Source organism: Synechococcus sp. CB0205 (assembly GCF_000179255.1).
In the GTDB taxonomy this organism is placed as follows: Bacteria; Cyanobacteriota; Cyanobacteriia; order PCC-6307; family Cyanobiaceae; genus Vulcanococcus.
Window position 1 is genome coordinate 1 of sequence record NZ_ADXM01000054.1, and the last position, 14,705, is coordinate 14,705.

The window sequence follows — 14,705 nt, forward strand, 5'->3', positions numbered from 1 at the left end:
CTGTTGCCCCAGTCCGCGAAGTTCGCATTCGCCAGCACATCAGCAAAGAAGACGCTGTTCTCTCCCACCACCAGCGGCACAAAGCCGCCAATGCCTGCCTCATTTGGGGTACCAGCGGCTTGGGTTTGACCTTGAACACCAACCTGCGGTTTCACCACATCCTTGAGGCGGATGCTCATCACCCCAAGGTCCTCTGCTGAGCCTTGGGCGACCTGAACGGGCTTGGCATTCACCTGAGGGATGGATGCCAGTGCCAATGCAGCAGCGCCAGTAAGCGACAGGCTTCTACGGGTGAAGAGCTGCATTGCTCAATCTCTATTGCGGCAGATCGTGGCAGGTGGCATCGCCTTCAGTCATTGGAGTTAGGGCAGTTTCACGGTCGTCAGCACACTGGAGAGACCAGAAGCCACGCCCATAGCCACCACGCCCATCACCCAAAACTTCCCAGCCCTTCCCCAGAGCTTTTTCGCTCGCCCCGCCGAGCTGGTCGCCCCCGACTTGATTGGTTGCCTGCTGGTGAAACGCCAAGAGGACGGCAGCTTGCTTTGGGGCGTGGTGGTGGAAACCGAGGCGTATTCCCAGGACGACCCCGCCTGCCACGGCTACCGCCGCCGCTCCCCCAGCAACGAAACGCTCTTTGGTGAGCCAGGGCGTTTTTATGTGGTTGTGAGCTATGGCATTCACCACTGCGTGAAGCGAGCCGTGAAGCAGAAGACCCCAAGCTGGGCTTGAGATTGGAATGCTGCCAACGGCTCTCCCAGCCAACAGCAAAGCCACTTCCAGAAAAATTCCCAGATTTTTCCTCTCAGCACTCCCACAGCTAAGAAGAGCTACGGGTGGACGCGGCTGTCGTGGCTGGGTCAGTGGTGGAGCCGTAGCCCTGGTGTCAGCAGCAGCGATGGCACCCCGTGCAGAAGCCTCCTTCCCTGAGAAACAACAACGGAAGCCTGCAGGTGAGGGTGAGGATTGACGGGAAGGATGCGTTTATCAACCGCCTGGGTCGCTGGGATGACCCTGTGGCAGTGGCGAAGGCACAAGCTATCAGCGCCCAGATTTGGAGCGACTACCAGCAGGGAGTGTTTGACCGCAGCCTGATGGCATATCAGCCCCTCATCAACGGCAAGGAGGTGGGGCTGCTGGAGGCGTTGAGGGTGAGGGCAGAGACCAAGCGGCAGGCAGCAGCCATCCACGCCTACAGGGTGATGCAGCGGTATGGAAAGCCCATTCGCACCAGAAGTGATGCAGAGGCATTCCTGGCTTGGTTACGGGCAGAGGGCTTGAGCGACTGCACCATCGCTGGGCTGATGACCCATTACCGCCAGTGCTCGGGCGGCAACCGCCATCTGTTTTCACACAAGCTGAAGTGGCAGCGGCGCTCAGTGCAGAGCGATGTGCTGAGCGTGGAGGAAATCCAAGCAGTGCTGGCTGACCTGGAGACCAACGAGCGCTGGTATCACCCGCTGTTTCTTCTGTGGCTCAGCACGGGGCTGCGAAATGCCGAAATCAGGGGCTTGACTTGGGATTGCATCCGCTGGGAGGAGGGAGAGGTGCTGGTATGCAAGAGCTTGAGGCGTGATGGCTATTGCTCAGGTCATCACAGCTGGGCACCCACCAAGACAGGGAGAGAGCGTGTTGTGCCACTGACACTCCAGGTGCTGGAGACCATGAAGAAGCACCAGCAGCAGATGGAGCAGCTGGGCGTCTATGAGCCTTATGGGCTGGTGTTTGTTGCTCACAGCAGCCACACCAATGTCTATGACCATCTGCTGGGTCGTGTGTGGAGGCGGTCATTGCAGCGTTGTGGATTGAAGCCCCGCCGCCTTTATGCCCAACGCCATAGTTTTTTATCTCATGCTTTAGCGATAGGAAACTCACCCGCTGACTTGGCAGCGGCAGCAGGTCATTCCACAAAGATGCTGCTGGATACCTATGCCAAGCCCACAGGCAGATTGAAGATGCCGAGTTGGCAGACAGCCTGAAGCTGAAAAGGGAAAAAGATGTTATGAGCAAAGCTATAAAAGTGGGTGCGTCGCTAAGTGATGCAACAGAGAAATAGCAATAAAAATAAGCCTGCGCGATGTGTCCCTCTTGTTGGCTTTGCCTGCGGGTGTTGGGGTGTTAGTAAATCCTCATATTGATGCCCTGTAAAAACAACAACTTGCATAAATAATCATCGCCTGTAGTGCTCACTCGGTGGATTGAGGAGCAACAACCGCATAGCGGCAAGCTGCAAGCCATAAAACAGAAGAGATGTGCTGGGCGCCAGGGGATTGGCGTCAGTGTCTCTGCGTGAGAAGAGCCAGGAGAAACTCAAATGACTGCAATGAAAACTCAATATCAACGACAACAGAGACAGCAAGCCCAACGCCTCAAGCGGACTATCAAACGCCTCATCACAGGTGAGCTCAGCAGCATCAACCCCTGGTGGCTCATCAGCTTTCACTACCGAGACCACCACAGCAAGGAAGATGAGTTGCTCAAGGATGTGGCTGACCTAAAGCGAAAACTCCACCGCATCATCTACAAGAGCCGTGATAGGAGCATCAAAGGTGCTGGAGAGTATCTCTACCCACGAATGCTGTTTTTCCACGAAACCAGCCATCAGGGCACAGGTCAGTTTCATACGCACCTCATCTTGGAGAGGTTGCCAGAGAGCCTAAATACCCAAGTTGAGATGGAAACACTGTTTCACAAGCGATTGCCCAACAAGGTCAAGGCATTATCTAAATGGAAATCAATAGATATTCAACGCATCAACCAAGCAGAAGATGACTACAGACGCATCAGCAGTTATTTGGGCAAGCAGACCAACCTGGAGCTGATTGCCCTTGACCCATTCAACAGCGACCTATCACCCAGAAAACAATGAGACGAAACCAACTCACCATCACCTACCCAGAAGGAGACGCTCAGCAGCTCCACCAGGCACTGCTCCTGCTGAAGAGAAGCCGCTGCCTGAATATCTCAGCATTCTGTCGTGCAGCGATTGCAGAGAAGCTGGAGCGATTAGAGCAGTTGGAGACCAAAGAGGTCATCCAATGAAGACCATCACCATCCGCCTACCTGATGTGGAAGCTGCAATGCTGATGGAGGTGCAGAAGGTCAATCGGGCTTATAGAGACCTGCAGGGTCTTCTTGTTAGTCAAATCCAACAGGAATATGCCAAGACCACCAAGGGCAGGGCATCAAGGTGAAAGCGTCAGCCCCAAAAAGCAATGCCCCGCTCACCACGCCAACTGCCACAGGGGTATTCCTTCCACATCACCTTGAGATGCAACAGCCGTCAGTTTTTGATTGCCAAGGGCTTGAGACGGGATGTGCTGCTGGCAGTGCTCGCCAAGGCACAAGCCAAGGCGCCGCATCGGTTGTATGCGGTGTGTTTGATGGCAAATCACCTGCACCTGCTGATAAGACCCGATGATGCCAAGCAGCTGCCCCGTTTGATGCACTGGTTTGGCTGGTATTCAGCAATGGCACTCAACCGCCTAACTGGTCGGTGCGGGCATTTTTGGGAAGCCAGGTATTACGCCACTGCCATTCATCCAAAAGACCACAGACGAGTGCTGAATACCTTGCGGTATATCCACGCCAATCCCAAAGCAGCTGGAGTGCGAAAGGGTTTCTACGACCCCTATTCCAACTATGGGCACTACGGCAGGTTGGAAGTTGATGGCATCAGTGAGTGGCACCCCAGTTTCCTGCAACTGGCATCAACCCTGAAGGGATGCTCCAAGCGTTATGAGCGTTTCTGCCAGCGGTATCGCCACCACGCCAAGGGAGCGTCTAAGTGCCACTGGGGCTCAAGGATGCTCAAGCGATTGGTTGAGACAAGAGGTGCTCATAGAAGCAAGAGAAAGCGTGTCTCACCAGGGCAGCAGCAACTGCCTTTTGCATTTGATTGTCGCCTCAATCAAATCCCAGAGGATTGGCATCAGATAGCGGTGAGATTTAGACGAGCCAATGGCATCCGTGATGGTGACAGGGAGCGAAGTTGTTGGTGAATGTGTTGAGGGAATAAGGGTAGAAGTAAGGAGAGAAGTATTGAGGGTGGTTTTGGTATGCCCTGAGTTTTTGTTGTGATGCGCTCAGGGTCTCAATGGGTCTGTTGTCAGGCTGCGCTGATTGCAATGGTGCCAGGTATTGGAGGCTGATTTGCTGTTTTACGGGTGTGACTGAAGAAATAAAAAGCCCCTGCGGTTGCAGGGGCTTCTGGGATTAGGGTGTCCCAACACAACCAGCGTCTAACATACCGGTGACACCGCAGGACACCAGCCACCAGCCAGATGGAGGTCGGAGGTCGTGCACCCGCACATCCCTATTGCTTGGCGTTGATGTTAGGGCAGTAACGGCAGCATTAGATTTCGGCGTTTCTTTCCCAGGACCACCATTGGCATTGAAGCGCCATTTGATATCAGCCGAGAAGCGTGACTTGAAGGCATTGTCATAGGACAGGTTGGTGCCAACAGTTAGCCCGTTGTTGATGGCATAAGCGAGGCGACCCAAGACACCAGAGCCATCAGCTGTATTGAGGTCACCGTTTTGGTAGTAGTAACCAACCGATGCTCTTAGAGCTGGCGTGATGTTGTAGCCAGCATCCAAGCCATAGGTATCCAGTGAGCCGCCTTGATAGACGGTGTTGAGCTGCTGCTCGGTATCACCCGTTGGGATGAGCCCGTAAGCGTTAAAACGCCACTTGTCGCTGACTGCTTCTGCATTGACAGCCGCTTGCTGGAAGAAAGCGGTGCGTGATGCATAGACAGGGATACCCGTATCCGCAGGACCCGTGCTCATCGGTCTGGTGTCATAGCCCGCATTCAGTCCATACATCCAACTGCGGTCACCGTTCAGCCAGCGATAGCCCAGGCGGGATGAGGTGGAGATGGTGGTGCCAGCAACGGTGGTGTTGATGATGCTGCTGGAGTTATTGATGTCAGCGAAGTTGGCATTCGCCAGGACATCGGCAAAGAAAACGCTGTTCTTGCCGACGACGAGGGGCAGAAAGCCACCCAGACCTGCCTGGTTGGGTGTGCCAGCTGCTTGGGTCTGCCCTTGAACACCAACCTGGGGTTTGACGATGTCCTTGAGGTTGATGCTCATCACGCCAAGGTCCTCTGCAGACCCCTGCGCTACTTCAACGGGCTTGGCGTTGACCTGAGGGATGGATGCCAGTGCCAATGCGGCAGCGCCAGTAAGCGACAGGCTCAGGCGAATGGACTGCTGCATTGCGATTGAGCTCTCTTCTCGCGGGAGTTTCGCCAGGAAATGCCCCATTGCCACTGGGCTTAGAGCACTTTGGTTGGCGGCTGCACACTGGGGAGACCAACAGCCACTCCCATAGCCACCCAGCCCATTGCCAAGGATTTCCCAGCGCTCCCCCAAGCTTTCTTCGCCCGCCCCGCCGAGCTGGTCGCCCCCGACCTCATCGGTTGCCTGCTGGTGAAACGCCAAGGGGACGGCAGCTTGCTCTGGGGCGTGGTGGTTGAAACCGAGGCGTATTCCCAGGACGACCCCGCCTGCCACGGCTTCCGCCGCCGCACCCCCAGCAACGAAACGCTCTTTAGTGAGCCAGGGCGTTTTTATGTGTATGTCAGCTATGGCATTCACCACTGCGTGAAAAGAGTGGATATTCCCGCCGCAAATTTCCGAACCCACTTCACGTACCCACAAGGACACCACTTACCCCGTAGGGGGGTGTCCGTTTGCTGGCATTAGCTCGCACCACCACTAGATCTAGTGCCAGCGTTAGCCGGTAACTGGGCGTCTTCCAATGAACCCAGCCGTGCTCACCCGTCTGGATCAGTTGGAGCAGGAATGGCAGCAGCGACTGCTCAGGCAACCCAGCGGCGGACATGCAGACATGAAAAAGGGGGTTGCCACACCCCCTTGTGAATCTCCCTTGCCCGACCCGGAGGTCGTGAACAGATGATCCGGCAACCGCTTCAGCGGTGATGTGCCATTTGTAACCGGCTGAACGTTTTGTGCGGGACTCAGGACCGCAGGTGACCCACCTCAGGCTGCAGGTCGCCTGTGCACCTGAACTGCGGCGACTTCCGTACGAAGTCGAATTGTCTGGCCGCCGATGATGGAGAGATGAAAAGACTGATGGCCGCCCTATTGCTCGCTTCGTCTTTGTGCGCCCTGGGTGTGAGAGCTGAAGAGCCGGACGGCAACTACACCTTTGCCACCAAGAGGGAAGCCCTGCAACGGGCAAAGGAGATGGGCTGCGTAGGCGCTTACGAATGGTTTGGCGTCTGGTCACCCTGTGAAGAGGACGGTGGCGAAAACGATCACAGCGGCCATGACCACAGCGGTCACAGCCACTAGCCACTGGCACTACCCAACGGATCCCTGGTCGGGAGTGTTGAGGTGGGGGAGCTTGGCACTCCCTCGTCTCGGATCACGGCGGCACAACTCAACCGTGTCCTTAGACGTTATGGCTCTTGTCGGCTCAGGAGTGCAAGGGGATGGCGCATCCACTAGGACGAGCCAGGCGGTAATGACCAGCCAAGGACGTGGGACGCACGGTCTTCAGTGTGTGCAGACCCGCCTAAACGCGCATCGGCGATCTAAGGCGAGGGGATCATTAAGCCCCGCTAAGCCCATCGCTTTTGCGGCTACCAGCAAAGTGTGCTGCCTGAATGCGATGGGGAAAGACCTGCCTCAAGTTTTTGAGACAGAGACTGGTTTTACGGTTGAGATCTCAGGCGACGACTGGTATCGGGTTTGCGATCCAGAACGGGTTTGCGTGGAAGTGAATGGGCTTCGCCGCGCCTATGAGGCGATCAAGGAGCGCGAGCTGGAGTTGTTGCTGCTTCGAACCGGAGAGTCTGGTGACACAAATTCCGAATTAGGCCAATGACGGCAACTGGCAGGGCAATCCGGTTCATCGTTTTGATCGTGTTCATTGCTCTTTTTGTCGCAGTGACTCGCAATGAGCCGCGGGTTAACAGCACAGTTCCATCTGCAGGTGGCGGGCTCCCCGCGTCTGGGATGGGTAGCCCGAGGCCCGGTATGAGAAGCCTTGGTTTCTGAATGTTTCAAAGAAAGGGATCCCCGGGGCGGCGGGGGCACTCGGTCTCGGATTACGACCAAAAATTTCCGAACCCCTATCTCGTACCAACAAGGACTCCAGAAGCCCCCATGGCCCTTCTGCGTTGAACGTCTACGGGAAGCATCAACGGCCCACCTGGGAGCCTCTGCAGCCCCTTGAGCCGGCGCTCAGCTGTCAGTCAATGTGTCAGTCAGTTTGTCAGTCAATCGGATTCAACAAAACCCGAGATCAACTGCGCTGCAATGGGGTGAACCGCTGTGCCGTTCTGCCCCAGATTCCGACCTGGATAAACCAGAAGGGGAGTCAAAGCGCAGATTCGTTTCCGGCTACGAGGCCGGTCTACGGCACTGTCGCGACAGACGCCCCAAGTCGAAAAAGGAGTCAGATCAGAAAACTGTAAAAGGCAGTGACCAACACAGCAGTCCTCTGAAATCCTAGGCCCATCAGCCTGCGCCTGTCTCGCCGGGCAAGGGCCAAATCTCACGGACCTGCTGCAGGCGTTGCATCGCTTCCTCGCGGCGCTGCTCCGGTTCGCTGGAGCGCAGCAAGACCGTCAGATGTCCCAACTTCCGGCCAAGGGAGGAGCCCCGTTTGCCATACCAATGGAGATGGGCCTCAGGAAGGGCGCTTAGGGCCTGACGCTGCTCGCTGTAGTCCGCAGCTGGGTCCTCAGCGGAGCGCTGCTCAAACCCCAGCAGATTCACCATCAAGGCGCCTGGCACCAGAAGGGACGGTTCCTCAAGACGCTCGCCGCTGACACTCAGGAGTTGCAGATCGAACTGACTGGAACTGCTGGCCTCGATCGAGTAATGACCGGAGTTATGGGTGCGGGGAGCCAACTCGTTGATCAGTAAGCCGCTGCGCCCATAGAAAAACTCCAGCGACAACACCCCTACGTAGTCCAGGGACGTGAGCAGCGATGCGGCGATGTTGCGGGCGGCCTGCTGCAGGGCATGGCTGGCTTCCACCGGGGCCAGGACCCAATCGCAGACCTGCTGATGCTGGTGGGTTTGCACCAACGGCAGACAGACCACCTCACCAAAGCGATCGCGGGCTGCAACCAGGGCCAATTCCTGCTCAAACGCGACGAACTCCTCGACGATCCAATTGGCCGGATCAACGCGAGCGATCAAGGCCGCCAGGTCATCAAGACCCTGAAGAACCACCGTGCCTTTGCCGTCGTAGCCGCCTGTGGCGGCCTTGGCCATCAGCGGAAAGCTGAAACCCTCCGGACAAACCGCCGCAGGAGCGGGACGTCCTGCTGAGGCTGCATTCGCCTTCGGCGGGATGGCCGCCGTCAGGGGGAACCAGCGCGGGGACGGGAGGTTTAAACGCTGCAGCAGCTCCCGCTGGTTGCGCTTGCAGACCAGGGGCTGGAGCGCCTGCAGGCTGGGAACGAACTGGACCCCCTGGGCCGCCAAGGGCGCTAGACCCTCCAGATCAATCCACTCGTTCTCAAAGCTGATGGCGGAGCAACGGGTCGCCAGCTCCGCCGTAGCCGCGACATCGCGCACGGGAGCCTGGACCACCCCTGCGGCCAGCGAGACCGCAGGGTCCTCACTTGAGGGGGTTTGGACCTGCAGAGCAATTTGCCGGCGTTGGGCAGCCTCGGCGAGCATCCAGGCCAACTGGCCGCCGCCGACGATGCCAATCGCAGGGCCCATGCGCTTTGAGCTCCAATCCATCAATTTCGCATGGTCAGGTCAAGCCGCGGTCGCCGGCGAAGGCAAAGCGAACGAGCGAGAGCAACAGGACAATGACGAACAGGGCCAGGCCAACTGTGCAGGCGTAGCTGATCTCCAGCTCGGCAAAGGCCTGGTCGTAGACGTAATAGACCAGGGTCTTGGTGCTGTTGGCGGGTCCCCCCTGGGTCATCAAATAGACCTCCTCAAAGACCTTGGTGGCCGCAATCGCTGAGATCACCGCCACCAAGGTGACGTAGGGACGCAGCAGGGGCAGGGTGATGTCGAGGTGCTTGCGCCAACCCTCACTGCCGTCGAGCTCCGCCGCTTCATAGAGGTCAGCAGGGATCCCCTGGAGACCGGCCAGAAAAATCACCATGTAGTAGCCCAGGCCCTTCCAGAGGGTCACGAGCATCACCGCCGGAAGCGCCAGGAGTGGACTGGTCAGGAAACCAATCGGCTCAAAGCCAGGACCCAGGAGGCTGCCGAGCCAGCCATTGATCAGACCGTTCTCGGCGTAGAGCCAGCGGAAAGCGATGGCCGCCACCACGATCGAGACCAGAACCGGGGTGTAGAAGGCGGCCCGAAACCAATGAATGCCTGGGAGCTGACGGTTCACCAGCACCGCCAGGGCAAGGGCACCGAGCACCACCGGCGGGACCACACCAAACAGGTAGGCCAGGGTTGTCCCCAGGACCTTGAAGAACATCGGGTCCGCCAGCAGGCGGCGCACGTTGGCCAGCCCAACAAAACGCAGCGGTTCACTGACATCGAGACCGGTCTGGGTGAAGCTCATCACCAGGGCCATCACCGCTGGGATGAGCACCGACAGGGAGATCAGCAGCAACGCCGGCGCCAGGAAAGCCCAGGCGGTTGAGGAGGGGGCACCGTTGCGGAGGGAACGCTCAGCCATATCGCGCCATTGTGGTGGATCTTTTCCGATCAGCCAGGCGCCCCATGCCCAGTCCAAGCAGCCGCGATCCGCTGGAGGTGCTGCAACGGGTGTTTGGCTACGCCAGCTTCCGCGGCCCACAGGAAGCAATCGTCCGCCACGTGATCGGCGGCGGATCGGGTCTGGTGCTGATGCCCACCGGCGGTGGCAAATCCCTCTGTTATCAGGTCCCCGCGCTCTGCAGCCCTGGGCTGGCGGTGGTGATCTCGCCACTGATCGCCCTGATGCAGGACCAGGTGGAGGCGCTGCAGCAGCTCGGGATTGCAGCCGCCGCCCTGCACTCCGGCCTCGAGGCCGGCGAGAGCCAACGGGTCTGGCGTCAGCTCAGCGACGGCCAACTGGATCTGCTCTATGTCTCACCGGAGCGGCTGCTCAGCGGTGATCTGCTGGAGCGACTGGGGTCCATGCCGCTGGCCCTCTTTGCCATCGATGAGGCCCATTGCGTCTCGCAGTGGGGACATGACTTCCGGCCCGAGTACCGCCAACTCGATCAGCTCGCGCAGCGCTTTCCCCAGGTGCCGCGGCTGGCCCTGACGGCGACCGCCGACCCGCGCACCCAGCTCGACATCCGCGAGCGCCTGCAGCTGCAGCAGGGCGAGGTGTTTCTGGCCAGCTTCGATCGCCCCAACATTCGCTACCTCCTGCGCCACAAACAGAGCGGTAACGCGCAGTTGCTGCAGTTCCTGGCGGAGCACCGCGGCGAATCGGGGATTGTCTACGCCCGCTCCCGCAGCCGGGTGGACCGCATCGCCACAGAACTCAAGGCCGCTGGATTTGATGCCATCGGCTACCACGCCGGCATGGATGCCGAGGCACGGCGCGAGGCCTTGCAGCGTTTCCGTCTGGGGAGTGGTGTGGTCGTCGTGGCCACGATCGCCTTCGGCATGGGAATCGATAAACCCGACGTGCGCTTTGTGGCCCACGTGGACCTGCCCAAAAGTCTCGAGGCCTACTACCAAGAAACCGGCCGGGCTGGTCGCGATGGGCTCCCGGCGGTGGCCTGGATGGCCCACGGCGGAGGCGACATCCCGCAGCTGCGCCGCTTCATCGACGACTCCGGCGCCAGTGAGGAGCAGAAACGCATCGAGCGGGGCAAGCTCGATGCCCTCATCGCCTACAGCGAAGCCAGCGGCTGCCGGCGTCAGGTGCTGCTGCGCCATTTCGGTGAAGAGCTTCTCGAGCCCTGCAACAACTGTGATGGCTGCCTGGAGCCCCAGCAGCGCAGCGACTGCCGCGTTGTGGCGCAGAAGGCGCTCTCAGCGGTCTATCGGACAGGGCAGCGCTTTGGCGCGGGACATGTCGTGGACGTGTTGCTGGGCGGCAACACCGAGCGCATCCGCTCGCTCGGGCACGACCAGTTGAGCGTTTACGGGATCGGCAAGGAGCTGGACCGGGGCCAGTGGCGGGCCCTGCTGCGGCAGCTGGTGAGTCTTGGGGCTCTCCATTCCCCGGAGGATGCCAAGGGGGGGCTGTGTTTCGGTCCGCCCGAGCTGGTGCAGCCACTGCTCAGGGGCGAGCAGGAGCTGGAGCTGGTCCTGCCGCCGCCAGCGAAGGAGCAACGGCGCCGCAGCATCCCGAGCGATGCGGCCGTGGCAGCGGATGACCCGCTGCTGGCGGCCCTGAAGAGCTGGCGACGCGAGCAGGCGCGTGAGCAAGGCGTACCGCCCTATGTGGTGTTCCACGACCGCACCCTGGTGGAGCTGGCGGCGCAGCGGCCCGCCTCCCTCAACGAACTCGCCGGCGTCAGCGGCATCGGCAACGCAAAGCGTGAGCGCTATGGCACGGCCCTGCTGGAGGTGCTCACGGCAGCAGGCGACCGATAGCCTCAAGCGACAGCAGCGTTGTTCCATGAGCGCCACGGCCGCCGCGATCCGCACCATCGAGGTGGCGCTGAGCGCCAATCCCTATCCCGTGGTCATCGGCCGGGGAGCGCTCTCGGCCCTCGGTGAACAGATCCTGGGCCAAGGCATCAAGGCGGGCACCAAGGTGCTGATCGTGACCAACCCCGTGGTCCATCAGCACTACGGGGCGCAAGCCCTGGCCAGCCTGGAGGCCGCCGGGTTCAACGCCAGCCAGCTGGTGATCGAAGCCGGGGAAGACCAAAAAACGCCAGCCACCGTGGGGCTGATCCACGACGCCGCCTTTGCCCGCAAGCTCGAGCGCGGCTCCCTGATCGTGGCCCTCGGCGGTGGTGTGGTGGGGGATATGGCCGGCTTTGCGGCGGCCAGTTGGCTGAGGGGAATCGCGGTCGTGCAGGTGCCCACCACCCTGCTGGCCATGGTGGATGCCTCCATCGGCGGAAAAACCGGGGTCAACCATCCCGGCGGTAAGAACCTGATCGGCGCCTTCCACCAACCGCGCTTGGTGCTGATCGATCCCGACACCCTGGCCACCCTGCCGGAGCGTGAGTTCCGCGCCGGCATGGCGGAAGTGATCAAGTATGGCGTCATCGGCGACCCCGACCTGTTCAACGAACTGGAGGCAGCCGGTGACCGCCTGGCCTCGATGGACACCCTTCCAAGCGCGTTGCTGCAGAGCGTGCTCGAGCGCTCCGCTGCCGCCAAAGCCAAGGTGGTGGCCGCCGATGAGCGCGAAGGCGGGCTGCGGGCGATCCTCAACTACGGCCACACCCTTGGCCATGTGGTCGAGGCCCTCTGCGGCTATGGCACCTATCTCCATGGCGAGGCCGTCGGGATCGGGATGGTCGCCGCCGGGGAACTCAGCCTGGAATTGGGGCTCTGGAGCGAGGAGGATCAGCGCCGACAGCGCGCCGTAATCAAAGCGGCGGGGCTGCCAATGGTCTGGCCCGAGCTTGATGCCGAGGCGGTCCTGCAGTGCCTCCAAGGGGACAAAAAAGTGCGCGAGGGCCGCGTGCGCTTTGTCCTGCCTGCGGGCCTGGGCCACGTGGAGATTCGTGATGACGTGAGCCCCGAGCAGGTGCTCGCGGCCCTGCAGCGCTGCCGCTAACTCAAGGGCGGGTCCTGCAGAAAGTACGGCTGCTGGCTTGAGCCTGGCGAACGCGCAAAGGCCATCCAGCGGAAGTCGCCCAAGGCCGCAGGATCCACGAAACGCAGCAGTGCTTCACGCCGACTGAGCAGTTCAGCCAACTCCGATGGTGCGCCCTGCTGCAGCGCATGCAGGCGCTGGGCCAAGCCCAGCGCCAACAGGGCTTCGCCCTGACGGCGTTGACCGAGGGGGGTCCAACCGGCCGCCAACGCTGAGCGCTCCAAGGTCTCTAAACAAAGGTGGGCCGTGAGGTCCCATTGGCCCGGCTCCAGCAGCGGGTCATCACTGGCCTGCTGGTTGCGGTAGGCCATCAATGTGCCCCGGCTGCGCTGCGCTGCGTAATAACGCCAGGCCTCATGGGCGTAGTCGATCACGAGCAACTGACCGCTGCTGAGGGACTGGGCGGCCTGCTCAAGCCAGGGGCGCAAACCGACATGCAACTCCGTGCACCAACCGTCCGGACGCTGGGGCCCAGGGGTCAGGGCCTCCAGCTCCTGACGCAGTGGGTCCTCGAGTGCTGGACCAGCCGCAAGCCGCAGGGCAGCAGCGCCATCGGCGCCGGTCTCCAGCGATACCCCCTGCAGGCACCAGCGCTCGTTGTGCCAGATGACCCGCTCCACCGCCAGGGCATCCAGCACCTCATGGGCAAGCATCACGCCAGAGCGGGGGCTGGCTTGGAGCTCGTCAAAGGATTGCCAGCGGCATCGCAGCGGTGCATCGGCCAACAGGCCCCGTTGACGCTCTGCCATCCCGGGGTTCGGCTCCACCAGGACCAACTCCAATCGGCCCACCAGCTCCGGCGCCTCCCGGGCAATCCCCTGCGCGAGCTGAAGGGCCAAGTGGCCTTCCCCAGGCCCGGTCTCGATCAGGGCTAAGGGGGCTTCGGCCGGCTGCTGCTGGAACCACTGCAACAGCTGCGGCAAGAGCAGCTCTGCAAAATCAGGACCAAGGGACGGGGAGGTGGCGAAATCCCCTGCTGGGCCGACGCGCAGCCGCCCAGCCCCGTAGGCGCCATGGACGGGGTCATGGAGAGCCCAGTCCATGTAGGTCCTGAAGGGAACCCAGCCCCCGGCTGCCGCCAGTCGCTCTGCGAGCCAGACCGGAGCTGAATGCAGAGAGGAAGGTGCAGAACTCACGGCGCTGAGGAGGACTCAGGGAGAATGCTCGCCACTGAAGCAGGTGCCATGTTCGAGCCGCGTGCAGCCCAAGCCCTTCGCGGTTGGCTGGTGGGCCTGGCCCTCGGCCTGGTGCTGCTGCTGGGCTGGGGGGCCGCTCCAGCCTGGGCCTACGACAATCCGGACCTGCTGCCCGATCACCCCACACCGGTGATCGACCTGGCCAAGATCCTCACCGACAACCAGCGGGCGGCACTCGAAGCCGAAATCGACGATTTCGAAGCCGTCAGCGGCTGGAAGCTGCGGGTCCTGACGCAATACGACCGCACCCCAGGCCTGGCGGTCAAGGATTTCTGGGGCCTCGATGAGCGCTCCCTGCTGCTGATTGCTGATGAGCGCGGCGGCAACCTGCTCAACTTCAACGTGGGTGATGCGCTGTTTGCCCTGATGCCCCGCACCTACTGGGTGGAGCTGCAAACCCGCTTTGGCAACCAGTACTACGTCCGCGACCACGGCCAGGATGCGGCGATCCTCGATTCACTCCACACGGTGAAGGGCTGCCTTGAAATTGGCGGCTGCCAGGTGGTGCCCGGTCTGCCGCAGGAGCAATGGTTGCTGACGCTGGCCACCTCGATCCTTGGGGGCTTGATCGTTGGTTTTGCGGCCTACCCCCGCAAACCTGAGCACAGCGTGGAATGGGCCTGGGTGCTGCTGCTCTCCCCCCTCTGGGTGATCCTGTTCGGGGTGTTCGGGGTCGCACCGATCATCACCCGCACCTCCGATCTGTTGCCGCTGGTGCGCAATGGCCTGGGGTTTGTTGGGGCGATCGCCGTGGCTTATCTGATCGCGCAGAACACGATCGGAAAGACCAGGCTGAAGGAGGGCGACCAGGGCTAAGT

General features: G+C 60.8%; 13 protein-coding genes, 1 other RNA gene and 3 pseudogenes. 11 read left to right on the forward strand and 6 right to left on the reverse strand.

Translation table 11 applies throughout. The features are described 5' to 3' along the window. Positions 1-305, reverse strand: a pseudogene (locus CB0205_RS14735) (carbamoyl-phosphate synthase L chain); the annotation flags it as partial. A gap of 109 nt (positions 306-414) precedes the next feature. Between CB0205_RS14735 and CB0205_RS0110960 the strand changes: the two are divergent. The 5 genes and pseudogenes from CB0205_RS0110960 to CB0205_RS15490 all read left to right on the forward strand — a co-directional run. Further along, a pseudogene (locus CB0205_RS0110960) lies at positions 415-693 on the forward strand (DNA-3-methyladenine glycosylase); the annotation flags it as partial. Between the two features lie 215 nt (positions 694-908). Continuing rightward, entirely contained in the window at positions 909-1,979 is a 1,071-nt protein-coding gene (locus CB0205_RS16755) for a tyrosine-type recombinase/integrase (RefSeq protein ID WP_010317308.1), read from the forward strand. Positions 1,980-2,314: 335 nt separating this feature from the next. After that, a complete protein-coding gene (locus tag CB0205_RS0110970; RefSeq protein ID WP_232197305.1) occupies positions 2,315-2,869 on the forward strand; it encodes a hypothetical protein in 555 nt (184 codons plus the stop codon). Positions 2,870-3,038: 169 nt separating this feature from the next. After that, positions 3,039-3,194, forward strand: coding sequence for a hypothetical protein (locus tag CB0205_RS16395; protein ID WP_010317311.1), 156 nt, complete (start codon positions 3,039-3,041; stop codon positions 3,192-3,194). A gap of 21 nt (positions 3,195-3,215) precedes the next feature. Further along, the gene (locus tag CB0205_RS15490; protein WP_010317312.1) at positions 3,216-4,001 is read left to right on the forward strand and encodes a transposase; all 786 of its coding nucleotides are present in this window, start codon (positions 3,216-3,218) and stop codon (positions 3,999-4,001) included. 214 nt (positions 4,002-4,215) lie between these two features. Here CB0205_RS15490 and CB0205_RS14740 read toward each other — a convergent pair whose 3' ends face one another. Next, positions 4,216-5,223: a carbamoyl-phosphate synthase L chain gene (locus CB0205_RS14740; protein WP_232197306.1), complete on the reverse strand. Its 1,008-nt coding sequence runs from the start codon at positions 5,221-5,223 to the stop codon at positions 4,216-4,218. 87 nt (positions 5,224-5,310) lie between these two features. Between CB0205_RS14740 and CB0205_RS15495 the strand changes: the two are divergent. The 3 genes and pseudogenes from CB0205_RS15495 to CB0205_RS14745 form a co-directional block, all read left to right on the forward strand. Further along, positions 5,311-5,622: pseudogene (locus CB0205_RS15495) on the forward strand (DNA-3-methyladenine glycosylase); the annotation flags it as partial. Positions 5,623-6,090: 468 nt separating this feature from the next. Then, a complete protein-coding gene (locus CB0205_RS0110990; protein ID WP_232197307.1) occupies positions 6,091-6,324 on the forward strand; it encodes a hypothetical protein in 234 nt (77 codons plus the stop codon). A gap of 319 nt (positions 6,325-6,643) precedes the next feature. Continuing rightward, positions 6,644-6,859, forward strand: a complete 216-nt coding sequence (locus CB0205_RS14745) for a hypothetical protein (protein ID WP_010317317.1) — start codon at positions 6,644-6,646, stop codon at positions 6,857-6,859. A gap of 437 nt (positions 6,860-7,296) precedes the next feature. Here the strand turns inward: CB0205_RS14745 and ssrS are convergent. The 3 genes from ssrS to CB0205_RS0111005 all read right to left on the reverse strand — a co-directional run bounded on the left by ssrS (position 7,297) and on the right by CB0205_RS0111005 (position 9,646). After that, a non-coding RNA gene (gene ssrS, locus CB0205_RS15500) (6S RNA) lies at positions 7,297-7,479 on the reverse strand. Positions 7,480-7,494: 15 nt separating this feature from the next. Beyond that, complete coding sequence (locus CB0205_RS0111000; RefSeq protein WP_232197308.1) at positions 7,495-8,736, reverse strand: 5-(carboxyamino)imidazole ribonucleotide synthase; 1,242 nt, start codon at positions 8,734-8,736, stop codon at positions 7,495-7,497. Between the two features lie 13 nt (positions 8,737-8,749). Beyond that, entirely contained in the window at positions 8,750-9,646 is an 897-nt protein-coding gene (locus tag CB0205_RS0111005) for a carbohydrate ABC transporter permease (protein WP_010317321.1), read from the reverse strand. Between the two features lie 44 nt (positions 9,647-9,690). Between CB0205_RS0111005 and recQ the strand changes: the two genes are divergently transcribed. Then, on the forward strand, positions 9,691-11,508 hold the full coding sequence (recQ, locus tag CB0205_RS0111010; protein WP_010317322.1) for a DNA helicase RecQ: 1,818 nt from the start codon (positions 9,691-9,693) through the stop codon (positions 11,506-11,508). Between the two features lie 25 nt (positions 11,509-11,533). Continuing rightward, positions 11,534-12,652, forward strand: a complete 1,119-nt coding sequence (aroB, locus tag CB0205_RS0111015) for a 3-dehydroquinate synthase (RefSeq protein WP_010317323.1) — start codon at positions 11,534-11,536, stop codon at positions 12,650-12,652. Here aroB and CB0205_RS0111020 read toward each other — a convergent pair. Beyond that, positions 12,649-13,734 carry an SAM-dependent methyltransferase gene (locus CB0205_RS0111020; protein WP_010317324.1) on the reverse strand — a complete coding sequence of 362 codons (1,086 nt, stop codon included), beginning with the start codon at positions 13,732-13,734 and terminating at the stop codon, positions 12,649-12,651. The two genes, aroB and CB0205_RS0111020, sit on opposite strands and share 4 nt — an antisense overlap. A gap of 141 nt (positions 13,735-13,875) precedes the next feature. On the opposite strand from CB0205_RS0111020, the gene CB0205_RS0111025 reads away from it, so the two are divergent. Further along, positions 13,876-14,703: a TPM domain-containing protein gene (locus tag CB0205_RS0111025; protein WP_050778487.1), complete on the forward strand. Its 828-nt coding sequence runs from the start codon at positions 13,876-13,878 to the stop codon at positions 14,701-14,703. Positions 14,704-14,705: the final 2 nt, after the last annotated feature.